Below are 24,387 nucleotides of genomic sequence, written 5' to 3' on the forward strand. Positions count from 1 at the left end.
TTTCCGCATTTAATTATTAAATTCGCGCTTATTGTCGCACCTCTGCATCGCTTTCTTATCCCCCACACCCTACAACCGGTCACCCCACACCCCACACCTGAGGTCTTTTTAAAAAACCTACCCTTATGAGGATGGGGAGATGGGGAGATGGGGAGATGGGGAAATGACTAGATAGACTAGCTATAGAACAAATCAATAGGGTATTGTTTTCGCCATCTACATAAGAGAATTTAGATTAATTTTAGAAATAGGGTACCCATATCACAAGTAGAACATGCTAGTATTATGTCCGTCTTTACGAGATGACTATAGACTAGTCAGCCTGGGAGGTCTAGCAAATGATCAAGTTTTAGTTTCAAGTTCAACTAGCCGTTTATAGGTAATTAATTGTTTACAAGTTTGGTTGACAAGTCTAGCCAAGCAGGAGTAACTGGGTTGTCTTGATGCTTGTCTTGATACAAAGCGCGAGTGGGGGGGAACCCCCTCAGGTCGGCGCACCCGTCCCTATTCGAGATCTCGGCCTCAGCTCCTGGCACGACCCTGGAAACTATGGGCACAGGACCTTTGATTCTACAAGCCCATGGCTCTAATCAACCCAACTGGGCAGTTGATTGATTGCAGTTGATTCGCGATCGCTAAACCAATAGCTAGTAATCCTTCGCGGAATTCAACATCCATGTCTTGATGCAATCGGTATTTCCGCTGTCTTTTACTAGCTAATACTTTTCGATAAATTCTAGAGTTGATTGATCGAATAGTTTTACTACAAACGGATAATAAACGTTTCAAACTAGCTCGTAGGGTGCTGTGGAAACCGGCAATCGCTCTCAATGCTGTTTGCGGATCACAATCCCAATTGTATACCCAGCACTATTGGGTAAATTAGCAACTTATAGTAAAATAATTTCACCAATCGACTTGCCATCGACTTGCCATTTAACTAGGCATAGGTCGATCTATGCTGTTGCATTTTCCTCAAAACTATGGAAAACCTTAAGAGTACATTCAACAATACAATCAACCTAATCAAAGAACGGATCTTTGATACCGACTTCAAAATCGCCAACATTCCTGTTTCTGCGATACTTATTGTGGTGCTCATCCTCATCCTCACCCAGATATTGCGAGGCTTGTTCACTGCCATAATCATTAACAGAATCGAGCGTCTAACTAGCGGTACAGAAACTACCCTAGACGATGAGTTCATTAGGATTCTTAGGGCACCATTAGGCTGGCTAATTTGGCTGGCTGGACTATGGGTAGTACATATAGTTGTGGGCACCCATCTTACTCCTGAACAGAATCAGAAAATCCCCGAAATTCTGTTTGTGAGCGCTCTGTTCATTGCCACCTATATTCTTTACCGTGCTGCTCCACTACTGGGGGAGCTTCTAGGGGGATTGGCGGCAAACACTGAAACTGAGCTAGACGATTTGTTCGTGCCCTACTTTCCAAGGCTTTTTCAGATCACAGCAGTGATGATTGCGGCCATTAAAGCCAGTGAGATTTTGTTGGGGGCATCTGCTGGTGCACTGATCGGTCTACTCGGTGGTGCAGGTGTCGCCTTAGGTTTGTTATTCAAAGACATTATCTATGACTGGTGTTGTACGGTGATTATCTACGCTGATGGTCTCTATAAACCCGGTGAATTTGTAATGGTGGACGGAGTCAATGGTTTTGTTGAGATACTCAGTATTGGTCTGAGAAGTACAACACTTCGTATTTGTAGTTGGGGTTCTATCAAAAAAGTTCCCAATTCTAAAATGATTGCTGGAGTTGTGGAAAATTGGTCACGGAAGACTCGGGAGACGTTGGAGTGGGGCATAAATTTCAATCTTAAAGTTGATGGAACTTCGGCGAAGCAAACTACCCGAATTTGTCAGGCTCTTAAAGCAAAAATTCCGACTATCGATGGCTTGCATAAGCAGAAAATGGTAGTGTTATTTACCCACATTGAAGAGAATGCTCGTGTGATTATGATTAGGGTATTTGTGATTGAGCCCGACCTCTACGAGGCTGCCCAGCAAGAGTTGAACATAGCCATATTAGAAATCCTGGAGAAAGAAGAGATTGATCACCTGCATATTGAGTTGGAAAAGCAACTTCAAGACTACAAACAGATGAAGGGAAATTTAGTTAGTGAGGTGATATCTAAATCCTAGCAATGCTTTGAACAAGCGATGCAGCGCTCGCTCCCTTCGAAGCTGTATCGCTATTCGAGATCTAGGCATCTGGTCTTGGCACGACCCTGGAATGGGCACAAGACCTTTCATTCTACAAGCCCATGGCTCTAATCAACCGAACTGGGCAGTTGATTCGCGATCGCTAAACAAACCAATAGCTAGTAATCCTTCGCGGAATTCAACATCCATGTCTTAATGCAGTCGCGAATGGGGGGAACCCCCTTTGGCCGCGCTGACTCACCTGTTCCGAAGCTGCATCGCTTTTAAAATTAGGCAAAAATTCTAATAAAATTCCTGCGCCCAGGCCGGACACTCCCCGCGCCCGGGCCCCTTCTTTTTTACAAATATCAGATGCACCCCAGATAGTAAACCTTTCAAACTGGCTCCTAGGGTGCTGCCCAAACGGGCAATTGGTGTCAATCATGTTTTTTCCATACCTAGCATGATTCCCTAAATTCGCAACTTATAGTAAAATCGTTTGGCCAATCGATTTGCCATCGACTTGCCATTTAGCTAGGCACAGGTCGATCTATGTTAGTGTATTTTGGTCGAAACGATGGAAAACCTTCAGGGTACATTCAACACTACAATCAACATAATCACAGAACGCATCTTTGATACCGACTTCCAGCTCGCCAACATTCCTGTTTCCACGATAGTTATTGTGGTGCTCATCCTCCTCCTTACCCAGATATTGCGAGGCTTGTTCACTTCAATAATCATTCACAGAATCGAGCTGATAACTAGCCGTACAGAAACTACCCTAGACGATCAGTTCATTAGGATTCTTAAGCAACCATTAGGCTGGCTAATTTGGCTGGCTGGACTATGGCTAGTCTATCTAATTCTGGCAAGCCATCTTAGTCCTGAACAGAATCAGAAAATCCCCGAGATTCTGTTTGTGAGCGCTCTGTTCATTGCCACGTATATTATTTACCGTGCTGCTCCACTATTGGGAGAGCTTCTAGCCGGATTGGCGGCAAAAACTGAAACTGAACTCGACGATTTGATAGTCCCCTACTTTCCAAGGCTTTTTCAGATCGCAGCAATCCTGATTGCTGCCAGTAAAGCCAGTGAGATTTTGTTGGGGGCATCTGCTGGTGCATTGATCGGTCTACTCGGTGGCGCAGGTGTCGCCTTAGGTTTGTTATTAAAAGACATTATCTATGACTGGTTTTGTACAGTGGTAATCTATGCTGATGGTCTCTATAGACCCGGTGACTGGGTAGAATTGGACGGAATAAATGGTTTTGTTGAGATACTCAGTATTGGTCTGAGAAGTACAAAGGTTCGTCTTATTACTGTTGGTGGTACCAAAAAAGTTCCCAATTCTAAAATGATTGGTGGAGTTGTGGTCAATTATTGGTCACAGAATCCTGGCGATACGTTGGAGTTGGGAGCCATAAATTTAACTCTGAAAATAGATGGAATTTCAGCGGTACAAACTACCCAACTTTGTCAGGCTATTAAAGCAAAAATTCCGTCTATTGATGGATTGCACAAGCAGAAAATGTTCGTTTTATTATCCAGCATTGAAGAGAATGCTCGTGTGATTATAGTTAGGGTATTTGTGATTGATAGAAAACTCTATTTTGCTGCCATGAATGACTTGAACATAGCCATATTAGAAATCCTCCAGAAAGAGGAGATTGATCACCTGCATGTTTATCTTAGAAAGGAACTCCAAGACTACAAACAGCTGAAGGAAAATTTAGTTAGTGAGGTGAAGGGAAATTTAGTTAGTGAAGTGGCATATAAATCCTAGCAATCCTTTGAACAAGCGATGCAGCCTCGCTGCATCGCTATTTGAGATCTAGGCATCTGGTCTTGGCACGACCCTGGGAAATATCGGCACAAGGGCTTTGCTTAATAATGGAATGATTTGAATAGTTTTGTGGAATGAGCATCTTGCTGTCTAACAAGCATCTTACTGTGGAACGGGCATCTTGCTGTCTAACAAGCATCTTACTGTGGAACGGGCATCTTGCTGTGGAACGGGCATCTTGCTGTGGAACGGGCATCTTGCCCGTTACAATTCCCGGGCAGGCAGGATGCCCACCCCACTCATATTCCTTCGAAGATTCAGCAATGCCAGCACTATTGGCTCAATTCGCAACTTAGTCAATTCGCAACTTATAGTAAAATCATTCCACCAATAGACTTGCCATCGACTTGCCATTTAACTAGGCACAGGTCGATCTATGCTTTTGTATTTTGCTCGAAACTATGGAAAACCTTCAGGGTACATTCAACAATACAATCAACCTAATCAAAGAAAGGATCTTTGATACCGACTTCAAACTCGCCAACATTCCTGTTTCCACGATACTTATTGTGGTGCTCATCCTCATCCTCACCCAGATATTGCGAGGCTTGTTCACTTCAATAATCATTGACAAAATCGAGCGTCTGACTAGCCGTACCAAAACCACCCTAGACTATGAGTTAATTAGGATTCTTAAGCAACCATTAGGCTGGCTAATTTGGCTGGCTGGACTATGGCTAGTACATCTAGTTGTGGGCACCCATCTTACTCCTGCACAGAATGAGAAAATCCCCGAGATTCTGTTTGTGACTGCTCTGTTCATTGCCACCTATATTCTTTACCGTGCTGCTCCACTACTGGGAGAGCTGCTAGCGGGATTGGCGGCCAACACTGAAACTGAACTCGACGATTTGTTCGTGCCCTACTTCCCAAGGCTTTTTCAGATCGCAGCAGTGCTGATTGCTACCATTAAAGCCAGTGAGATTCTGTTGGGGGCATCTGCTGGTGCACTGATCGGTCTACTCGGTGGCGCAGGTGTCGCCTTAGGTTTGTTATTCAAAGACATTATCTATGACTGGTGTTGTACGGTGATTATCTACGCTGATGGTCTCTATAAACCCGGTGAATTTGTAGTCGTGGACGGAGTAAGTGGTTTTGTTGAAATACTCAGTATTGGTCTGAGAAGTACAACACTTCGTATTTGTAGTTGGGGTTCTATCAAAAAAGTTCCCAATTCTAAAATGATTGCTGGAGTTGTAGAAAATTGGTCACGGAAGACTGGCAAAACCTTGGAGTGGGGCATAAATTTCAATCTGAAAATTGATGGGATTTCAGCGGAGCAAACTCTCCGAATTTGTCAGGCTATTAAAGAAACAATTACCACTATCGATGGCTTGCACAAGCAGAAAATGGTAGTGTTATTTTCCCACATTGAAGAGAATGCTCGTGTGATTATGATTAGGGTATTTGTGATTGAGCCCGACCTCTACGTTGATGCCCTGCAAGACTTGAACATAGCCATCTTAGAAATCCTGGAAAAAGAGGAGATTGATCACCTGCATATTGAGCTAGAAAAGCAACTTGAAGACTACAAACAGATGAAGGCAAATTTAGTTAGTGAGGTGATATCTAAATCCTAGCCATCCTTTGAACAAGCGATCCAGCACTGGATCCCTTCGAAGCTGCATCGCTTTTAGGTGCGACAATAAGCGCGAATTTAATTCTTAATGGTAAGAGCGCACCTTTGAAATTAGGCAAAAATTCTAATAAAATTCCTGCGCCCAGGCCGGACACTCCCCGCGCCCGGGCCCCTTCTTTTTTATAAATATTCAGATGCACCCCAGATAGTAAACCTTTCAAACTGGCTCCTAGGGTGCTGCCCAAACGGGCAATTACTCTAAATCATATTTATTGCATACCTAGCACTATTCGGTAAATTCGCCACTTATAGTAAAATCATTCCACCAAGAGACTTGCCATCGACTTGCCATTTAAGTAAGCACAGGTCGATCTCTGTTAGTGTATTTTGGTCGAAACTATGGAAAACCTTAAGAGTACAATCAACAGTACAATAAACCTAATCAAAGACAGGATCTTTGATACCGACTTCAAGGTCCCCAACATTCCTGTTTCGACGATAGTTATTGTGGTGCTCATCCTCCTCCTCACCCATATATTGCGAGGCTTGTTCACTTCAATAATCATGGACAGACTCGAGCTGATAACTAGCCGTACAAAAACCACCCTAGACGATGAGTTCATTAGGATTCTTAGGCGACCATTAGGCTGGCTAATTTGGATCGGTGGACTATGGCTAGTACATCTAGTTGTGGCCACCCATCTTAGTGATACACAGAATCAGAAAATCCCCGAGATTCTCTTTCTGAGCGTTCTGTTCATTGCCACCTATATTCTGTACCGTGCTGCTCCACTATTGGGAGAGCTTCTAGCGGGATTGGCGGCAAAAACTGAAACTGAACTCGACGATTTGTTCGTCCCCTACTTTCCAAGGCTTTTTCAGACAGCAGCAATCGTGATTGCTGCCATTAAAGCCAGTGAGATTGTGTTGGGGGCATCTGCTGGGGCACTGATCGGTCTACTCGGTGGCGCAGGTGTCGCCTTAGGTTTGTTATTAAAAGACATTGTCTATGACTGGTTTTGTACAGTGATTATCTACGCTGATGGTCTCTATAGACCCGGTGACTGGGTAGAATTGGACGGAATAAATGGTTTTGTTGAGATACTCAGTATTGGTCTGAGAAGTACCAAGGTTCGTATTATTAATTTGGGTGGTACCAAAAAAGTTCCCAATTCTAAAATGATTGGTGGAGTTGTGGTTAATTATTGGTCACAGAATCCTGGGGATACGTTGGAGTTAGGAGCCATAAATTTAACTCTGAAAATAGATGGTATTTCAGCGGATGAAACTACCCGACTTTGTCAGGCTATTAAAGCAAAAATTCCGACTATCGATGGATTGCACAAGCAGGAAATGTTCGTTTTATTATCCAGCATTGAAGAGAATGCTCGTGTGATCCTAGTTAGGGCATTTAGTATTGATAAAAAACTCTACTTTTCTGCCATCAATGACTTGAACATAGCCATATTACAAATCCTCCAAAAACAGGAGATTGATCACCTGCATGTTGAGCTTAAAAAAGACCTAAAAGACTACAAACAGCTGAACTAAAATTTAGTTAGTGAGGTAACATATAAATGCTAGCAATCCTTTGAATAAGCGATGCAGCTAGCTTCGGAACAGATAAAGTCCGCCATGAAGGCGCACCCGTCGCTATTTCTGCCGTCTTGTACTAGCTAATACTTTTCGGTAAATTCCCGAGTTGATTGACCGAATACGTATCCTCCAAACAGATAGTAAACGTTTCAAACTGGCTCCTAGGGTGCTGGGCAAACGGTCAATTGCTCTAAATCCTGTTGATTGCATACCTAGGAGTATTGGTTAAATTCGCAACTTATAGTAAAATTACTCCACCAAGAGACTTGCCATCGACTTGCCATTGAACTAAGCACAGGTCGATCTCTGTTAGTGTATTTTGGTCGAAACTATGGAAAACCTTAAGACTACATTCAACAGTACAATCAACCTAATCAAAGAAAAGATCTTTGAGTCCGACTTACAGCTCCCCAACATTCCTGTTGCCACGATAGTTATTGTGGTGCTCATCCTCCTCTTCACCCATATATTGCGAGGCTTTTTCACTTCAATAATCATTCACAGACTCGAGCGTCTGACTAGCGGTACAGAAACCACCCTAGACAATGAGTTCATTAGGATTCTTAGGACACCATTAGGCTGGCTAATTTGGATCGCTGGACTATGGCTAGTACATCTAGTTGTGGCCACCCATCTTAGTGATACACAGAATCAGAAAATCCCCGAGATTCTGTTTGTGAGCGTTCTGTTCATTGCCACCTATATTCTTTACCGTGCTGCTCCACTATTGGGGGAGCTTCTAGCCGGATTAGCGGCACACACTGAGACTGAACTCGACGATTTGTTCGTTCCCTACTTCCCAAAGCTTTTTCAGATCGCAGCAATCCTGATTGCCGCCATTAAAGCCAGTGAAATTTTGTTGGGGGCATCTGCCGGTGCACTGATCGGTCTACTCGGTGGCGCAGGTGTCGCCTTAGGTTTGTTATTCAAAGACATTGTCTATGACTGGTGTTGTACGGTGATTATCTACGCTGATGGTCTCTATAAACCCGGTGACGTGATAGTATTGGACGGAGTAAGTGGTAGGGTTAAGATACTTAATATTGGTCTGAGAAGTACAAGGCTTCTTATTACTGAGTGGGGTTATATCAAAAAACTTCCCAATTCTCAAATGATTTCTGGAATTTTTGCAAATTGGTCAGATAAGACTGGCGATACGGTTCAGTGGGGCATAAATTTAACTCTAAAAATTGATGGAATTTCGGCCCAGCAAACTAGGCGAATTTGTCAGGCTATTAAAGAAACAATTCCGACTATCGATGGCGTGAACAAGGATAAAATTAAAGTTGTATTTTCCCGCCTTGAACAGAATGCTCGTGTGATTAAAATTAGGGTATTTGTGATTGAGCCCAAGCTCTACTATGATGTCCAGAGCAACTTGAATCTAGCCATATTAGAAATCCTGGAAAACGAGGAGATTAATCAGCTCCATGTTTATATGAGAAAGGAACTTAACTGGTTGCCTGACACCAGTATGAATTAGGCTAAGCAATCAGCAATCAGCAATCAGCTATCAGTTAATGCGCTACGCGCACGCGTGCGCGTTCAGCTTTTGAATAAAATAAGCTGACGGCACCTCAAGTAGCTTGAGCTTTTAGCTCACGGCTGACCACTGACCGCTGACCACTGACCGCTGACCACTGACCGCTGACCACTGACCGCTGTTCGCGCAGCGTGAGCGTAGCGCATATGCTTACGGGAATTCGGAGCAGGGAAGAGCACAGCTTTATCCTCTAATTCCATTGACATAGGCAGCTGTCAAGGCTTGTTGAGGTGATTCAAAAATCTGCTCCACACAGCCGTATTCAATCAATCGCCCCACTGCTTCCTTAACCCAGAAGACGGCAGTATAGTCAGCAATTCGTCTGGCTTGAGCTAGGTTATGGGTAACAATCACTAGGGTGTAGCGTCCCCTGAGCCTAGCTATCAAGTCTTCGACCACACCGCTGGATATGGGATCGAGGGCACTACAGGGTTCATCTAACAGGAGTACTTCCGGTTGCAATACCAAGGCACGGGCAATGCACAGGCGCTGCTTTTGACCACCAGACAGAGCAAGAGCCGAGGTGTGGAGTCGGTCTTTGACTTCATCCCACAAACCAACATCCCGGAGTGCGGTTTCGATGAGCTGAGCAATGTTATCCCGGTTTTTAACACCATGTTCCCGCAACGGAAAGGCCAGATTCTTCCAGATTGATAAGGGGAAGGGAGTCGGCTTTTGGAAAATCATTCCAACACGACGGCGAAGTGCAATTAGTTCCACAGCACCACCCTTTGCGATCGCATCCATCCGAGGACTCAGCACATCTAGGGAACCAATGCGAATCCTACCGGTAACTTTAGCATTAGGAATCAAATCTGTCAAGCGATTTAGGCAACTTAAAAAACTAGTCTTGCCACAACCAGACGGTCCCACTAGTGCGGTAATGGAACCTTTATAAATTGGCAACGATACATCAGCAAAGGCCGGTTTTGTTCCGTAATGTAAACATAGCCGTTCGGTCTGAATCAATGGGTCGCTTATAGACTGGCTTACCGGTAATCGCTCAATTGTTTCTAAAGGGTTAACCATTGTTTTTGGGAATTGTTAATGTGAATTGTTAATTAGTAATTAGGTAAGCCGTCAGCAATCAGCTTATTTTATTCAAAAAGCTGATTGCTGATTGCTGATTGCTGATTGCTTATAAACAGACTCCACCCTCCGATGCAACCAATACTCAGTCATCCATGCTGCTGTACCATTAATCAGCAACAACAACACCAGCAACACTAAAGCTGAGGCATAAGCATTAGCATTTCCCCCTGTTACATTCATCGACAAATCAAAAATATGAATCGAGAGCGATCGCCCAGAATCCAGCAAAGACTCTGGCATCCGATCCACATAACCACTAGTAAAGATCAGTGCTGCTGTTTCAGCGATCGCTCGCCCTATGCCTAACACTAATCCCACCACTAGTCCGGGTGCTGCGGCTGGTAACAGCAAATTCCAGAGAGTGGTAGTGCGGGATAAACCAAGGGCAGTGGCAGAAAGCCGATAATCATCACTAACGGCGCGAAACCCTTCCTCTGTTGATCGAATTAGAATTGGCAACACCATACAGGCTAATGTCAACCCCCCAGACAAAATTGAAAAGCCTAGCCCTAGGGTTTTGCAGAAAAAGGCATTGCCAAATAGTCCAAAGACAATTGACGGTACCCCTGCTAGCACATCTAAGCTACGACGAACCAGACGCCCGAAAATACTCTTAGTATCTGTGAACTCAGCTAGCAGTATTGCTGTTCCTACTCCAATCGGAACAGAAACCGTCATACATACACCTAAAATTAGGACAGTCGAGACCAGAATTGGACCAATCCCTCCTTCCCGTCCAGCATTCTTTGGTGCAGTAGTCAGGAATTCCCAGTTAATTTGTCCGACACCGTGCCAGACGATATCACTCAAAATCCAGAGGAATACAGCAGTTACGAACAGTGCGATCGCCCAAATCATCACTGTTGAAACTTGGAGGTTGTCGGTTGTCGGTTGTCGGTTGTCGGTTGCAGGTTGCAGGTTGTCGGTTGTCGGTTGTGGCTTGGTTTTGGTAGGATTCTTACTCATAGATTGCTCCCTTGCTGATGATTTCTGCAATTGCTACCAGTACCAAAATTATTGCCATCAGCAGCAAGCCACTGACAAAAAGTGCTGAGCGGTGATTGCCCATAGCGTAAGCCATTTCCAAGGCGATATTGGCAGTAAGAGTTCGCATCGGCTCAAATAGGCTTTTGGGAGTTTGCACCACATTGCCACACACCATCAGCACCGCCATGGTTTCTCCAATCGCCCGTCCTGTTCCTAAAATCAAGCCAGTAAACAGCCCCGATTTAGCAGCCGGAAACACAACACCTCTGACTGTTGCCCAGCGGGATAGTCCCAGAGCTGCTGCTCCCTGTAGGTATTCTGGGGGGACTTTCGCAAAGCTAGCGTCTGCGGTCAGAGCAATAGTTGGTAAAATCATCAGGGTCAGAATCACAATTCCAGCTAGAAGACTGGCTCCCGGTGGCTGAAAGCGTCCAATTAGGGGAACTAGCTTCACCAAACCCCAGAAGCCGTAAACAACTGAGGGCATCCCTGCCAACAATTCAATTAGCCGTCGATAAAGTCCAGCAATCGGTGGAGGTGCGTAATACTGACAAAAGACTGCAGATAGAATTCCCAGGGGTGTGGCCACTACCATCGCCCCAGCGGTGACCAACAGGGTGCCCCAAAGCATCGGGGTGAAGTTGTACAGAGTCTCAGCAGGATGCCAGGATGGATCGGTAAAAAAGGGGAGTAATCCTACTTGTCCCAATACTGGCAGGGCTTCTGTGATTAGGAACACAAGAATCAGGACCACGATAGCACCAGCCACCACAGCACAGCCTTGTAGGGTCGAGATTAGGAGAGAATCACTCCGAAAAAAATTGAGCATTGAGAATTGAGAATTGAGAATTGAGAATTGAGAATTGAGAATTGAGAATTGAGAATTGAGAATTGAGAATTGAGACTTGAGAATTTAGACTTGAGAATTTAGAATTGAGAATTTAGAATTGGGAATTGGGAATTTAGAATTGGGAATTTAGAATTGGGAATTTAGAATTGGGAATTTAGAATTTAGACTTGAGACTTGAGACTTGAGACTTGAGACTTGAGACTTGAGACTTGAGACTTGAGACTTGAGACTTGAGACTTGAGACTTGAGACTTTAGACTTTAGACTTGAGACTTGAGACTTGAGACTTGGAAGTTTTTGGCATTCTTAATTCTTCATTCTTAATTCTTCATTCTTAATTCTTCATTCTTAATTCTTCATTCTTAATTCTTCATTCTTAATTCTTCATTCTTAATTCTTCATTCTTAATTCTTCATTCTTAATTCTTAATTCTTCATTCTTAATTCTTCATTCTTAATTCTTCATTCTTCATTCTTCATTCTTAATTCTTCATTCTTCATTCTTCGAGGGGGACAAAGTTTTGCTCTTTAACAATGTCTTGTACCTTTTGCGATCGCGAAAACTCAATAAATGCTTTATCTAACCCAACCGGAATAGTTTTGGTGACTAACGTCAGGGAACGAGATAGGGGAAATGTGCCGTTTTGAACATTTTCTGTGGTTGCTGCTATTCCAGCAACGGGCAGTAACTTAATCGGAACATCCTGTTTACTGCTATATTCTGCTGTGCCAATGGACACATAACCAATCCCATTAGGATTACCCGCTACTGTTTTAATCCCCTGCTCATTATCCCCAATCACCACATCTGCCTTAATCTCGCTATTTTTCAGCTGGAAGTACTTCAGAAATAACTCCAAGGTAGAGCGCCCCTCGGCTTTGTTGACTACTGTAATTGGTGCCCTCTTGCCTCCCACATCCTGCCAGTTGTCAATTTTGCCCTGATAGATATCCACAATCTGTTGATTACTCAGGGATTGCACCGGATTAGTTTTATGGACGATAATGCCAATCCCATCACGAGCGATCGCAAACCCTTGCAGATCTTTCTCGCTTTGCTTGAGGTCACGAGACACCATGCCAATATCAGCGACTCCTTGGCGAGCATCTGCAATACCGCGAGACGAGCCTCCTGTCTGCACATCCACCCGTACACCAGGATTTTCTGATTCAAAACGCTTGCCAATTTCCGACGCCAGGGGGGCTACTGTACTAGAACCGGTTAAAACTAACTTACCCTGCAACTGATCGGTTGATTGGGTAGCTACTTCTGGGGATTGGGCACAGGATTGTAGCCAAAAGCAAGCTACTAAACCCATAGACATTGATGCCAGTGTTGTTAATTTTTTCATCAATCATCAGTCAGCCATCTTATCTATAAAATAATGAGAGTGCTCAGCTAAGCATATGCGCTACGCGCACGCTACTTGAGGTGCTATCAGCTGTCAGCCGTCAGCTAATCAACGGTCGGTAGTCAAAAAGCTGGGGGGTGCTGCTACGGATGGTTGAAAATCCCTGCAAGTTTTACTCATCCGAACCCGTGCAGTTAAAGCGCCTGCTACCAGCTCAAGTAGCGGATAAGCTGATAGCTGATAGCTGACAGCTGAATGCTTACCTCAAAACTGAGCAATTACTCAGCACTTTGTTAATCAAAACATAGGCAACAACATCCCAAATCAATTGCTCTATTACCATTTCCTTGGCGAATGGCGAGGCAACACTGATAAAGCACGGCCTTACCATCTCGCGTCGCCCTAACAAATCCCTCATCCCGCAAAACTCTGAGATGATGGGATAGGAGACTTTGCTCTATTCCCAACACAGCTTTGAGCTCCCCAACATGTTTTGGTCCTTCCATCAGGATTTCCATAACAGTTAGACGAGTGTTGTCCGCCAAAACTTTCAGCTTACGGACACAGAAGGCTTGAGATGATGGACTTTTTGAGTTCATCTGTCTGCCTCCCGGTCGTCTCCCGCTATAATCTTTGATTTAGCGGTGAGAGGAAAGGAAGGACAGGATCTAAGTCCTATAAGCATAACCATCCTTCCTGTGAATAAATTGACAATATTTGTGACTGATGCCCTGCACCAATCCTGATTTAGTTGAGATATTGAAAAACCCTGATTTTCTGGTTGCGACCCGTCCTATATAGGTACCGATCTTTTTTCCTTTGGTTACTACAGCACGAACGATGTCGCCTGTTTGAAAGCCTTTGTGAAATTTGATTCTGGAGCAATGACGAGTGGGAAACCCATACTTATTGGTTCTACAGAGCTGACGAGTGCCATGTCCTTTGGCGGTTATTATCAAAGGATTGGTTACTTCGATAATCAATGTTTCGACTTTCCCGACATTTGCCGCATCCAACCAATGAGTTTTCGGAAGATTTTGACGACACCTATTGAATTTGGTTAATCCGCCACTACCTACTTCAACAGGTAGCCCTGTTGACTTGAGATCGTGGTACAACTTCCATCGGGTTGTATTGACAGAAGCCGCATCAGCCAGAGGGCGTTTAGCTTGACTTAGTATGCGTCTCAAGATACTAGGCTTTTTAGACAAGAAAAGTTCAATGTTTTGATTAGATTTAGCCTGGTTACATGGGTGACATGCAATCGCTAAATTAGAAACTCGATCAGAGCCACCTTTGGACTTAGGCTTAATATGCTCAATTTCTAATTGAGTTCCTGTCGTCCCACAATAAGCACATTTACGATTCCATTTTTCAAGTAAATATTCTCGGAGTTCATAGCCATAAAGTGTTCCTTGTTGATACTCGATTCCAGATATCTCAGGATTTTGCAGTTTTTGAGTATCAAACCTGACTAATTCTTGAGAGATGCCGGTAATAGGGCACAATCGACTCAACCTTTCAACCCAAGTTAAAATGTTTTGAACTCTAGACATTAAGCTAGGAGCTAGCCAACCTTCTGGTCTGGTTCTATTAAGAAATCTGGGCTTGCGGTATCGAGTCTTACGATTCCGCCTACTGCGTCTTAACTGCCTGCGAGAGGTCAAAGAATCTCGTATTTGAAAACCTCTATGGGTGAGTTCGGCTCCCCAAATTACTCGCTTTCCTTGAATAATAGCTAAACCGCTTGTTTTTGTTCCAGGGTCTATTTTGAGCTGGTGTTTATGAGTTATTGGCTGTTTTATTTCCTCCGTCAAAATTATGGTAAATGGGTAACGACGATAGACCTTCGCTTTTCCTGACGAAAGTAAAATCCTAGCTCTTACAGGTTTACACGGATCTAAAGGTTGTCGGTTCTTGTTGAGTACAAAGACACGCATAATTGTGTTTACTCCTATTACTAGGGTTAAGTTAGCTTAGTCAATGTTATTCCTCGGTACTTTCCTAGTCGCACTGGCTTAACCCAAATACACCTGTTTAACGACCGGGTTCTAGAGCTGAAGACTAGCTACGCATCCTCAGGTAGGAACTTGAACACTTAGGAATAACGTAGTTCTCTGAGAACTTAGACTGGTCAACTACGAGCTTTTAACAAGCTCCCGCTATAGTCCCATAGGACTTAGCGGTGAGTTATTGACATTATAATCAAAAAAACTCTGATTGGATCAAATCAAAGCACCACCACAACTGGAACCAGACCCTGCTGTACAGCCATAGCAATAGGAAGCGGTACGAATTTCCTCAATGATGTCTAAACTTCCTGCTTCCAGAAGTTTACTAACTGTCAACCTTTCTCCAGTGCCAGACGTTGCTGCTACATTTTCCATCTGATTAAAATCGCAATCGTAGACATTACCCAGATAGTCAATAGACAATTCATTGCGACACATCAAATGCTCCACGGTACTAGCATTGAAACTGTTTTCTAGAAACGCCATATAGGGAGCATATAGCTTGGTGCGTTGTAAATGAAACTTTGTTCTACCAACGGGGATATTGGTAATTGTAAATAGCTGGTTGAAGTCAAGATTAAACTGTTCTTTTAGGAACACTTTATAATCCTTCTCCAACTTAACCTGATTAGGAGTCATAGAAAACTTTTCACTCAGTGGTAACGAAGGATTGTAGACCAAATCAAGAATTAATTTGGGGTTTCTACCATAGCCCAACCGATTCAGCCATTGAATCGCCCGAATCGAATCATCGTAAACCCCCTTGCCGCGCATTTTATCTACATTATCTTCGAGATAACAAGGCAAAGAAGCCACTACTCGTAATTGGTGCTTAGCGAAATAGTCAGGTATATCTTCATATCCCGGTTCAAAATAAATGGTCAAATTTGACCGAACAATCACCTCCTTTCCGGTTTTGTATGCTGCTTCAACTAATGGCTTAAAGCCATAGTTCATCTCTGGCGCACCACCAGTCAAGTCAACCGTCGTAATTTGAGGAAACTGATGAATCAGCTTAATAAGCTGGTCACAAATTTCTGGAGAAAGTTCTTCAGTTCGTTTAGGACCAGCTTCCACATGGCAGTGAGTACAAGCTAGATTACAACGCTTCCCCAGATTAATTTGTAAAACCGTGATTGGGTGTTTACTTAAGGGAGCTTGCAGTTTTTTACGGAACGGTGTAACAGCTGAAACGTCTGTTTTAATCATAATTTTATCGCCTTGTAATTCCTAGAAATTAATAATAATTATAATTAATTATTAATTATCAAGAAATTATAAACTATTACTTCTCACTTAAGATGGGTGATTTAGTAAGTGTGAAGTCTAAAGTATGAAGTGTGAACTTTCATGTTGTAGTTATATTTTTGTAATTATTAATTATACCATGGATTGGTTAATTAAAAACTCCTAACTAATTTTTTATCCCTCACCCTACTGGACAAGGGACGCCTTAGGCGAAGGTCCTTCAGACTTCAGACTTCAGACTTCAAACTTTCGGCGAAGCCGACGCTACGCGAACAGACTTTCGGCGAAGCCGACGCTACGCGAACAGACTTCACCTCTAACAACAACCACCACCAATATAGTGCCAAGTTGAATCAGTGATTAAGATTTCTTCTGGATTCACCTTTCCTAATTTCGCGGCTGTTTTATCACAAACAGCGGCTGGCACACCACGGGAGAGGATGTGTCCCGCATTGTCATCAAAAAACTCTTCCGCGCCCATGTAAATTGCTGTCTTGCCAGTAAAAATGCATGGTCCATCTTCTGGGATCACAACTTTGAAAGAAACAGAATCCAGACTTTCCAGCAACAGGGGTTCTTCGAGGTTGTAGTTTTGGCAATCCAGAAGCCGATAGGGACGCTTTGCTCGAATTTCTACTTGACCAAAACCTGACCTGACCAGGTGCTGAACATAGGATTGATAAGTGAGCGCACCAGACAGACACATAGCTCGTAGCCGCTCATCTTGCTGTAGATGGGGTGGAATCGGACGAGTTGCAATGGGGTCACTCATTAACAGTCGTCCACCTGGTTTTAAAACTCGATAGGCTTCTTTGAGTGCCTTCATCAGGTCAGCCGGTTCAAAGATGTTGAATAGGCAATTCTGGGCAACCACATCTACAGAATCATCTGGCATCGGTAGGGCAAAGGCATCCCCTTCCCGAATTTCCACAAAACTCTGGTCAAACCAGGAATTGTCTTGAGCAGCAATCTTCAGGTTACGGGTAGCCGCCTCCCGCATTGCCTTCACTGGCTCAACAGCAATCACCCCCCCTGAACGTTGGGAAAAATAAGCAAACTGTAACGCCTCCAAGCCACCACCAACACCGACATAGAGGACAGTTGGCTGATTGCTGAGTTCTGTGGGATGTACCGTAGTACCGCAACCATAATTCATATCCGCCATCATTGGAGGAATTTTCAGTCCTGGCAGTTGTAAGGGGCTACTTTGGACACAACACAAACCAACTTGGGGTGTTTGAGCGACTTCAGAATAAAATTCAGCAGTTGTTTCGAGATAGGTCATCTGAATCCTTTACTTGGCAAAGATGGTAATGCTATTGATAGTAGGGTGGAAATTGAAAACTAATTCTGAACCAATAGAATTCCTAGATTGAGCTTTGAGGCTACAAAATTGATGTATCGTATCATACCAAATTCCGCTTCAAAACCCCGTTGATTATTTTGATCATCATAGTCAGCGAAGTGCGGACTTTGTCATCTTCGAGAACGCTTCCCCTATGTCTAGCCGCGATTGATTCTTGGTTTAGGCAGGGAAGCTATGGTAGGGGATTTGGAATTAACGGCGGTTGCAGGCTTTTGCTCCAATTTGTTTTCAGGCAAGCAACGGTACAATCCCTTGCCTCACCCTTAGATGCTATTAAACTCATGCCAGATGAATTTTTAGAGTAGTACACCATGAATTTTTACTGAGATTACCACGCGATCGCTCATCCTTAGGGTATAGGATGCTCGGGTAATCAATGGGGGGTAGGGGGTAGGGTGTGGGGTGTGGGGACAAGTTATATTAGTAGATTGGACTACTACTAAACTTGTTTGCCCCTAAAACAAAGTTTTTAGGCGGGGTATTAGACCCCTATGAGTAAGGGACAGTTTTTCCCCTACCCCCTGTCCCGAAGGGACTGATCAGGTGATCAGGTCATGGGGTGACTCTGGTGACTCTGGTGACTCTGGTGAGTGTGGAGTATTTTCCCAGTGATTAACCAGACTTGATCTAAGACAGAAACTATAGTGTCCACTCAACACTCCCAATCACCTCTGAGCAGAAGAGTATGGTAGAAAGAGCTACCATTACAATCAGGGAGTTGATGAATGTTGAAAAACCAGTATGCAGAGCGCCTCAGACAACAAGAGAGAGTTTACCTCAACCGTGTTGCTGATTACTCTTCACTACAGTCGATACCAGAAATTTGGCCCCTTGCTGCCCAACGCTTTGGGTCAATCATTGCTCTGCAAGACCCTCACGCTGTGGGAGCTCATGGTGCTCCACCCTCGACCCTGACCTATACCCAGTTGTACGAGCAAATCGAGCAATTTGCGGCTGGATTACAATCCCTAGGTTTCCAGCCAAAACTCGATGACAAGGGTATTCCTACCCGAATTGCGTTATTTGCTGATAACTCTCCTCGATGGCTAGTTGCGGATCAGGGGATCATGAGTGCAGGAGCAGTAAATGTGGTGCGCTCAGGTCAAGCAGAACGGCAGGAATTGCTTTATATTCTCGAAGATAGCGGTAGCACTGCTGTGGTGCTAGAAAACCTCAAAACTTTGGAAAAATTAGGCGATCGCTTGGATGGGCTACCCATTGAATTAGTGATTCTCCTTTCTGAAGAACAACCACTATCGACCGGATCATCCCGACAAATTGTTAACTATACTCAACTCATGGAAGCCGGGGCATCTCGGTCTCTTACAAAAGCTAACCACAACCGGGAAACCTTGGCAACTCTGCTGTATACGTCTGGTACCACAGGCAAACCCAAAGGGGTGATGCTGAGCCATGGTAATCTCCTGCATCAGGTCAACACCCTTGGTACAGTAATAGAAATCCAAAAAAGCGATCGCGTTCTTTCTATCCTGCCTACCTGGCACGCCTACGAACGCTCAGCAGAGTATTTTCTATTATCTCAGGGTTCCACCCAGATTTACACCAACCTGCGCCATGTCAAAAAAGACCTTAAAACCTTCAAACCTAACTTTATGGTCGGAGTACCCCGACTGTGGGAATCGATTTATGAGGGGGTGCAAAAGCAGTTTCGTGAGCAACCGCAAGGTAAGCAGAAATTAGTCCAAAACCTGCTAGGGATAAGTCAACGCTACATTCAGGCACGGCGGCTTGCTCAGGGGTTGACCTTAGATAATTTAAATCCTTCACCAATCCAAAAACTATTGGCCACAGTGCAAGCTTCCTATTTATGGCCGGTTCATCAACTGGCTAATAAACTAGTTTATCAAAAAGTCCGGGAAGCCACTGGGGGAGAAATCAAGCAAGTCATTAGTGGTGGGGGTTCCTTAGCGAGGCACTTGGATAACTTCTTTGAGATTATTGGTGTCGAAGTCCTAGTAGGCTATGGGTTAACCGAAACATCTCCCGTTACTAATGCCCGGCGTTCCTATCGTAACCTGCGTTTTAGTGCTGGACCACCTTTACCAGAAACTCAAATCCGGATTGTTGACCCTGAGACTCATCAGCCTTTACCCCAAGGTCAAACAGGCTTGGTGATGGTAAAAGGAGCACAGGTGATGCAGGAATATTATCGCAAACCAGAAGCTACCGCTAAGGCAATTGATCCAGACGGATGGTTTGATACAGGGGATTTAGGTTGGGTGACCCCCCAGAATGATTTAGTCCTAACTGGCAGAGCCAAAGATACTATAGTTCTGACCAATGGGGAAAATATCGAACCACAACCGATAGAAGATGCTTGTCTACGCAGTGCTTACATTGACCAGATTATGCTGGTGGGTCAAGACCAAAAGGCATTGGGTGCCTTAATAGTACCAAATCTAGATGCCTTGCAAGGGTGGGCAGCGGCTCAAAATCTTCCCCTTGACGTATTCGCTCAAGATGTTGATTTAAATACTAAAGAGGTTCAGACTTTATACCGGACTGAATTAAACCGAGAAGTCCAAAATCGACCAGGTTATCGGCAAGATGACCGCATCAGCACCTTTAGGCTGATTCTAGAGCCGTTTTCCCAGGAAAATGGCATGATGACTCAAACCTTTAAAATCCGACGGCCTGTAGTCACGGAACGCTATCGCGCTATCATTGACGGGATGTTTGCGTGAAGTATCCCAACCGGCTTGACCAAAGGCCATGGGATTGCTCGCATTCTCAGGTCAATTCAGGGACGGTCTTATTCGTCTTTCGGGTTTCCCGCGCGCGTCCCCGACGCCTAAACCAGAGGCGCGACCCTAGGCCGGGTTCCCCGGCCTAGGAGGCGCGCGGCTGCTGGAATTGGTCTTACTCAGCGTCCAGTCCACAGGCAGACATCCGCCTTCTATCGACGTATAACTTTTACGACAGACTTACCATGGAATTACAGCTATATGGCTAAGCAGCCGGGGCAAGTCTCTTCCCTGAGCTGGAGCTAGTACTTTGTACACCTTTCTTGACACTCCCCGTCCTAAAGGCGCGGGGATTCTTAGATCAACGAGCCGCCTTAAACCACTATGTTCTAATCCTTGACGCCGCCAAAAACTAGACAATACCTAAACCAAAAACCCGTCAAGACCAAGAATCCAGTTTAGTTCATAGTAGACCCAGAGGGCGATTCTCCCTAAGGGTTTGGTTACTTGATTGGAAGTGCATGTGCATAGTCCGTTTCTCTTCCTTTTCACCTGGTTTCGGTGTGCCCCACCGTACCGTTTTCTTTCAAAGCGTGATTTTTCTGGGTTCACACGTCAATTGTTAGTTAACGATTGGGTTTTTAAAGAGGATTTTCCCTACCCTCTGGGCATTACTACTTTTAGGTCGAGCAGTGGCGGGTCTCTACCCCGGTTGCGCCTCGGTTTTTCAGCCTGTACCCTATACTTCTAATATACTGTAGCGCCAGAGAAATGTCAACTTTCTGCCTTATGATTTTAGGCTAAAAGCGCGCTAGTCACTTTCATCTGAGCTGGGCTCGCTTTGTGGCGGAGTTTTCAGTGAAATGGTTTTCTAATAAGGTAGCCTTTTAGTCAGTCAGGCGGGTCAACGACCAAGTTGATTATATCACGAATCGTCGTAAGTTGAGGCGCGACCCCGTAATTAAATTCTTCAAACGGAAAGCGCGCCTCCGTAGTCTCGCTATCCATCCCCACCTTCAAAGAAGGTGGGGAATTCCGCGAGTTTCTGTTAAAACGTTAGAAGGTTTAGAGGTGCGGGCCTCGAACCTTGAGACTGAACCTCAATCTTCTTTTGAAGAATTATTGAGCAATATAACCAGTCAAACTCTCAATCCCTCAAACTTACATAGTGGAACGCATATGGACGACTCTAATAAGAACTTACTCTTGAAACGGCCAATTAATATCAAAGCCATCGTTACCCCTCGATGGAAGGAAGAGGTTCAGCAACAACTACAAAATCAAATCAACCAACTCGACGGCCAACTGCAACAGATTGATCTGCAGGGACAAAAAGCGATCGCTGAGATTAAAAACCAGAGCGTGAATCCTCCTGGTCCTCAGGTATCGCAACAAATTGAAAGCATTCAAACCCAGGTCAATCAAAAGAAAAGTGAACTGCTAGAGCAGAAAAACCAGCAACTTCAGCAACTACAACAAGTCCAAACCCTCGAACTCGACCAGGAAGTTAGTCAAGGTCAGCTAGAAAGCTTCTTCAGGGTGGAAGAGGGAGATAACCTAGTCAAAAAGATGAACGTGGAAATTCTGCTGCGGGATGGGGTTATCGAAGAGATTCGCGGTGATATTTAGTACTATGTCAAGGCTGAATTGATAGCTACAGATTAAGGAAAAGGTCACACCAGATGAATAGACACGGATAGACAGATAGCTGGTTATCTGTCTATCCGTGTTTAAAAATCTCTGTATTGTCTTTCACCCCTTTGCCATTGATCCAGCGATTACTGGCAAAATTCCGTTGACCAATCCTGATGACCCCGTCCCTCTCGACAGGTAAACTGTTGACCAGCCCACATGATCTGCCATTGTTTGCCAGTTTGGGCTGATTCCTTGGGTGATAACTCAATACGATACCGGATGCCACGTACAGAGTCATCCGGTAAACCCGTTTGAGTGATGGTGACTACCGCTTGATCAGGTTGAGGATAATCTACCTTGACCTGTTGATCAAAGTTTCCTTCAATCAACGATTGGTTTTGACCAAAGGTAGATAATGCGATCGCTTTTGGATCGGCACCAATCAGTTGATCAGGTTTTGCCTTATTGGCTAGGTCAATGGCTTTGTAGTCTTCTCGCTTGGTCTGGACATTAGCAGGAGACTCAGTTGCTTTGGGTTCAGGGGGTTTGCTAATCAGATTGCAAGCACTCAGGATTATGATAATACCTGTAAGCAGGGTTAGGGAAAGTTTTTTGTTAAGCATCTCATACCAAGTTGCATTCAATAGAAATCAAGCTAACTTGTCGGCTGTTGACAGTCAACCGTCAAGGGTCAAAACTCGACACTCAAGAGTCAACACTTAACACTCAACAAAACACATTATCCCCTCAATCCAAGCCCATTTAATTACTGATGGCGTAAGCATTCAGCTATCAGCCGTCAGCGGTCAGCTTAAAACAAGCTATCCCGCTGACGAGTTCAACGGACTCAAAGCCAAAGACTATGAATTTTTCCCTTGGGCACCTCAAGTAGCTTGGCCGAAAGGCCAGGGAACTGAGATTAAACGAATACTTACCTCTTTCATTCAAAAGCTGATAGCTGATAGCTGATAGCTGAATGCTTACGATGGCATTATTTATAGCGCTTGAACACTGACCCGGCACCGATAGCACCCAACATCAACAGACCCAATGTCGAAGTTGGTTCGGGAACTTTCTTAGAAGGCTTAGGGGGATCTGGGAAATCGCGAAACTTGATGCCAGAAACCGCACCACTTCCTGGTAGTTTAATATCTAGCTTGGTCACTGAATACTCAGGAAGATAGCTGAAATCGTAAGTGGATAGGGAGTTGTCTGTGCCAAATTTTAGTGATTGTTTCTCTGTTGTGCCATCCTCCAGAAACGCTTTAACATATCCGTTTTTATTTTTCGGATTCTCATCAATGTCTAGAAGCGTGACGTAATCGACAGAAACGGCTTTATCAAAAACAAAGGAAATGATGCCACCGCCAGCCCAGTCATCGGGTGTTTGATTTTTGTTCTCGTTGATAATTAGAACGTTACCCTGTGGCTTCGTACCAAATGAAGGTCCAGTGGCTAAATCAGCGTCTCCACCGGTGCATGTAATCCCAAAATCAGGTCCGCAATTGCTGTTGAATAACCTTAAGGGATGATTAGACCCTTTGTTACTGGTTATATGCACACCAAATTTTGCCCATTGCTCACCAATATTTGTCTTAGTTCCTGCCTTGAGAAGTTGACCAGCATCATCCTTTTCAAAATCCAGTAAGTATTCATCAGCTAGAGCGGGATTAGCACCTACTGTGCCCAAACTAACTAAGGCAGCTGTGAGCGTAAGTGTTGATAATTTTTTCATGGTTTTTATACCCCTCAATACTGACTGAATTGTAGCGCTAAAATCAGTTTTTATATCTTTTTTTGAGGATTTTGATTAACCATTACTATCTACTATTCAGGTAATAAATATCTGATTATAGTTATTTTATGGTGAATTAACCTATAGGTTAGGTATAAGTTTCCTTTTTTGGGATAAATTAGTGATTTCTTTAACGTTTGAGTCAGTTAATTAAAGATTGAGTGAAGTGACTTTGATCTGGCGACCAAAATCGATAAGATTTAAGGTTATACTAAACCAGCTCTGTAAGCAATCAGCTATCAGCAATCAGCTATCAGCTTTTGAAGAAAAGAGGTAAGCTTTGGCCTTTGGCCACGCTACGTGAACGTTTAATCTGAGTGACGTCCCAGCGTCGTTCGCACAGCGTGGCCAAAGGCCAAAGCCTGTGCCACAAAGCTGATCAGCTTTTCATCTCGAACTATTAGGTGCGACCCGTGGCGAATTTAATTCTTAATGGGTCAAGCGCACCTTTAAATTCTCCCAAATGAGGTTTATTTTAAGCTGACGGCTGACAGCTGACGGCTGAATGCTTACCCAGCTCTTAGACCGACCCTGTCAGCAGTCAACCGATAAGAGCTATTAGCATGTATAGATTGATTGGTAGCTACCCACTCCCCTAATCCCTAATCCTGAGCAAAAAGA

At 44.2% G+C, this 24,387-nt stretch carries 21 protein-coding genes; 8 read left to right on the forward strand and 13 right to left on the reverse strand.

The genetic code is table 11. From position 1 onward, the window contains the following. Positions 1 to 570 precede the first annotated feature (570 nt). The gene (locus F6J90_RS12005; RefSeq protein ID WP_293093342.1) at positions 571 to 831 is read right to left on the reverse strand and encodes a hypothetical protein; all 261 of its coding nucleotides are present in this window, start codon (positions 829 to 831) and stop codon (positions 571 to 573) included. Between the two features lie 152 nt (positions 832 to 983). Here F6J90_RS12005 and F6J90_RS12010 point away from each other — a divergent pair, with 152 nt between their 5' ends. From F6J90_RS12010 to F6J90_RS12025, 4 genes are all read left to right on the forward strand, one after another. Next, positions 984 to 2,162, forward strand: a complete 1,179-nt coding sequence (locus F6J90_RS12010; RefSeq protein ID WP_293093345.1) for a mechanosensitive ion channel domain-containing protein — start codon at positions 984 to 986, stop codon at positions 2,160 to 2,162. 565 nt (positions 2,163 to 2,727) lie between these two features. Further along, positions 2,728 to 3,948 (forward strand): mechanosensitive ion channel family protein, encoded by a 1,221-nt coding sequence (locus F6J90_RS12015; RefSeq protein ID WP_293093348.1) that lies wholly within the window; start codon positions 2,728 to 2,730, stop codon positions 3,946 to 3,948. 134 nt (positions 3,949 to 4,082) lie between these two features. After that, positions 4,083 to 4,304 (forward strand): hypothetical protein, encoded by a 222-nt coding sequence (locus F6J90_RS12020; RefSeq protein ID WP_293093351.1) that lies wholly within the window; start codon positions 4,083 to 4,085, stop codon positions 4,302 to 4,304. Positions 4,305 to 4,409: 105 nt separating this feature from the next. Then, on the forward strand, positions 4,410 to 5,588 hold the full coding sequence (locus F6J90_RS12025; protein ID WP_293093354.1) for a mechanosensitive ion channel domain-containing protein: 1,179 nt from the start codon (positions 4,410 to 4,412) through the stop codon (positions 5,586 to 5,588). Here the strand turns inward: F6J90_RS12025 and F6J90_RS12030 are convergent. After that, positions 5,578 to 5,808 (reverse strand): hypothetical protein, encoded by a 231-nt coding sequence (locus F6J90_RS12030; protein WP_293093356.1) that lies wholly within the window; start codon positions 5,806 to 5,808, stop codon positions 5,578 to 5,580. The genes F6J90_RS12025 and F6J90_RS12030 overlap by 11 nt on opposite strands. 343 nt (positions 5,809 to 6,151) lie before the next feature. Here F6J90_RS12030 and F6J90_RS12035 point away from each other — a divergent pair, with 343 nt between their 5' ends. Both F6J90_RS12035 and F6J90_RS12040 read left to right on the forward strand, forming a co-directional pair. After that, complete coding sequence (locus tag F6J90_RS12035; protein ID WP_293093358.1) at positions 6,152 to 7,138, forward strand: mechanosensitive ion channel domain-containing protein; 987 nt, start codon at positions 6,152 to 6,154, stop codon at positions 7,136 to 7,138. A 364-nt stretch (positions 7,139 to 7,502) separates the two neighbouring features. Next, the gene (locus F6J90_RS12040; protein WP_293093360.1) at positions 7,503 to 8,666 is read left to right on the forward strand and encodes a mechanosensitive ion channel domain-containing protein; all 1,164 of its coding nucleotides are present in this window, start codon (positions 7,503 to 7,505) and stop codon (positions 8,664 to 8,666) included. Positions 8,667 to 8,782: 116 nt separating this feature from the next. On the opposite strand, the gene F6J90_RS12045 is transcribed toward F6J90_RS12040, so the two are convergent. The 9 genes from F6J90_RS12045 to arsM all read right to left on the reverse strand — a co-directional run bounded on the left by F6J90_RS12045 (position 8,783) and on the right by arsM (position 17,550). Then, positions 8,783 to 8,926 (reverse strand): hypothetical protein, encoded by a 144-nt coding sequence (locus F6J90_RS12045; protein WP_293093362.1) that lies wholly within the window; start codon positions 8,924 to 8,926, stop codon positions 8,783 to 8,785. After that, positions 8,910 to 9,755 carry a phosphate ABC transporter ATP-binding protein gene (locus F6J90_RS12050; RefSeq protein ID WP_293093364.1) on the reverse strand — a complete coding sequence of 282 codons (846 nt, stop codon included), beginning with the start codon at positions 9,753 to 9,755 and terminating at the stop codon, positions 8,910 to 8,912. Before F6J90_RS12050 ends, F6J90_RS12045 begins: the two co-directional genes overlap by 17 nt. A 72-nt stretch (positions 9,756 to 9,827) precedes the next feature. After that, positions 9,828 to 10,784, reverse strand: a complete 957-nt coding sequence (pstA, locus tag F6J90_RS12055; RefSeq protein ID WP_293093366.1) for a phosphate ABC transporter permease PstA — start codon at positions 10,782 to 10,784, stop codon at positions 9,828 to 9,830. Next, positions 10,777 to 11,634, reverse strand: a complete 858-nt coding sequence (gene pstC / locus F6J90_RS12060) for a phosphate ABC transporter permease subunit PstC (RefSeq protein WP_293093368.1) — start codon at positions 11,632 to 11,634, stop codon at positions 10,777 to 10,779. Before pstC ends, pstA begins: the two co-directional genes overlap by 8 nt. 516 nt (positions 11,635 to 12,150) lie before the next feature. Next, the gene (locus tag F6J90_RS12065; RefSeq protein WP_293093370.1) at positions 12,151 to 13,005 is read right to left on the reverse strand and encodes a phosphate ABC transporter substrate-binding protein; all 855 of its coding nucleotides are present in this window, start codon (positions 13,003 to 13,005) and stop codon (positions 12,151 to 12,153) included. Positions 13,006 to 13,298: 293 nt separating this feature from the next. Next, complete coding sequence (locus F6J90_RS12070; RefSeq protein ID WP_293093372.1) at positions 13,299 to 13,604, reverse strand: metalloregulator ArsR/SmtB family transcription factor; 306 nt, start codon at positions 13,602 to 13,604, stop codon at positions 13,299 to 13,301. Between the two features lie 69 nt (positions 13,605 to 13,673). Further along, entirely contained in the window at positions 13,674 to 14,945 is a 1,272-nt protein-coding gene (gene iscB / locus F6J90_RS12075; RefSeq protein WP_293093374.1) for an RNA-guided endonuclease IscB, read from the reverse strand. A 285-nt stretch (positions 14,946 to 15,230) separates the two neighbouring features. Continuing rightward, complete coding sequence (gene arsS, locus F6J90_RS12080; protein WP_293093376.1) at positions 15,231 to 16,226, reverse strand: arsenosugar biosynthesis radical SAM (seleno)protein ArsS; 996 nt, start codon at positions 16,224 to 16,226, stop codon at positions 15,231 to 15,233. Positions 16,227 to 16,581: 355 nt separating this feature from the next. Further along, on the reverse strand, positions 16,582 to 17,550 hold the full coding sequence (gene arsM, locus F6J90_RS12085) for an arsenosugar biosynthesis arsenite methyltransferase ArsM (RefSeq protein ID WP_293093378.1): 969 nt from the start codon (positions 17,548 to 17,550) through the stop codon (positions 16,582 to 16,584). 806 nt (positions 17,551 to 18,356) lie between these two features. Between arsM and F6J90_RS12090 the strand changes: the two genes are divergently transcribed. Together F6J90_RS12090 and F6J90_RS12095 are read left to right on the forward strand one after the other, a co-directional pair. After that, positions 18,357 to 20,336 carry an AMP-binding protein gene (locus tag F6J90_RS12090; RefSeq protein ID WP_293093380.1) on the forward strand — a complete coding sequence of 660 codons (1,980 nt, stop codon included), beginning with the start codon at positions 18,357 to 18,359 and terminating at the stop codon, positions 20,334 to 20,336. A gap of 1,179 nt (positions 20,337 to 21,515) precedes the next feature. Further along, complete coding sequence (locus F6J90_RS12095) at positions 21,516 to 21,965, forward strand: YlqD family protein (protein ID WP_044495479.1); 450 nt, start codon at positions 21,516 to 21,518, stop codon at positions 21,963 to 21,965. Between the two features lie 149 nt (positions 21,966 to 22,114). On the opposite strand, the gene F6J90_RS12100 is transcribed toward F6J90_RS12095, so the two are convergent. Both F6J90_RS12100 and F6J90_RS12105 read right to left on the reverse strand, forming a co-directional pair. Beyond that, positions 22,115 to 22,594 carry a hypothetical protein gene (locus F6J90_RS12100; protein ID WP_293093382.1) on the reverse strand — a complete coding sequence of 160 codons (480 nt, stop codon included), beginning with the start codon at positions 22,592 to 22,594 and terminating at the stop codon, positions 22,115 to 22,117. Between the two features lie 368 nt (positions 22,595 to 22,962). Continuing rightward, complete coding sequence (locus tag F6J90_RS12105) at positions 22,963 to 23,706, reverse strand: PEP-CTERM sorting domain-containing protein (protein WP_293093384.1); 744 nt, start codon at positions 23,704 to 23,706, stop codon at positions 22,963 to 22,965. Positions 23,707 to 24,387 lie beyond the last annotated feature (681 nt).

The sequence above is a fragment of the Moorena sp. SIOASIH genome, assembly GCF_010671925.1.
GTDB lineage: Bacteria > Cyanobacteriota > Cyanobacteriia > Cyanobacteriales > Coleofasciculaceae > Moorena.

Bases quoted from the DNA above. Each gene is read 5' to 3' on its own strand.
- F6J90_RS12010 (WP_293093345.1), top strand. From the start codon at position 984: ATGGAAAACCTTAAGAGTACATTCAACAATACAATCAACCTAATCAAA.
- F6J90_RS12020 (WP_293093351.1), top strand. From the start codon at position 4,083: ATGAGCATCTTGCTGTCTAACAAGCATCTTACTGTGGAACGGGCATCT.
- F6J90_RS12025 (WP_293093354.1), top strand. From the start codon at position 4,410: ATGGAAAACCTTCAGGGTACATTCAACAATACAATCAACCTAATCAAA.
- F6J90_RS12035 (WP_293093358.1), top strand. From the start codon at position 6,152: ATGGACAGACTCGAGCTGATAACTAGCCGTACAAAAACCACCCTAGAC.
- F6J90_RS12045 (WP_293093362.1), bottom strand. From the start codon at position 8,926: ATGGAATTAGAGGATAAAGCTGTGCTCTTCCCTGCTCCGAATTCCCGT.
- F6J90_RS12050 (WP_293093364.1), bottom strand. From the start codon at position 9,755: ATGGTTAACCCTTTAGAAACAATTGAGCGATTACCGGTAAGCCAGTCT.
- pstA (WP_293093366.1), bottom strand. From the start codon at position 10,784: ATGAGTAAGAATCCTACCAAAACCAAGCCACAACCGACAACCGACAAC.
- pstC (WP_293093368.1), bottom strand. From the start codon at position 11,634: ATGCTCAATTTTTTTCGGAGTGATTCTCTCCTAATCTCGACCCTACAA.
- F6J90_RS12065 (WP_293093370.1), bottom strand. From the start codon at position 13,005: ATGAAAAAATTAACAACACTGGCATCAATGTCTATGGGTTTAGTAGCT.
- F6J90_RS12070 (WP_293093372.1), bottom strand. From the start codon at position 13,604: ATGAACTCAAAAAGTCCATCATCTCAAGCCTTCTGTGTCCGTAAGCTG.
- iscB (WP_293093374.1), bottom strand. From the start codon at position 14,945: ATGCGTGTCTTTGTACTCAACAAGAACCGACAACCTTTAGATCCGTGT.
- arsS (WP_293093376.1), bottom strand. From the start codon at position 16,226: ATGATTAAAACAGACGTTTCAGCTGTTACACCGTTCCGTAAAAAACTG.
- arsM (WP_293093378.1), bottom strand. From the start codon at position 17,550: ATGACCTATCTCGAAACAACTGCTGAATTTTATTCTGAAGTCGCTCAA.
- F6J90_RS12090 (WP_293093380.1), top strand. From the start codon at position 18,357: ATGTTGAAAAACCAGTATGCAGAGCGCCTCAGACAACAAGAGAGAGTT.
- F6J90_RS12095 (WP_044495479.1), top strand. From the start codon at position 21,516: ATGGACGACTCTAATAAGAACTTACTCTTGAAACGGCCAATTAATATC.
- F6J90_RS12100 (WP_293093382.1), bottom strand. From the start codon at position 22,594: ATGCTTAACAAAAAACTTTCCCTAACCCTGCTTACAGGTATTATCATA.
- F6J90_RS12105 (WP_293093384.1), bottom strand. From the start codon at position 23,706: ATGAAAAAATTATCAACACTTACGCTCACAGCTGCCTTAGTTAGTTTG.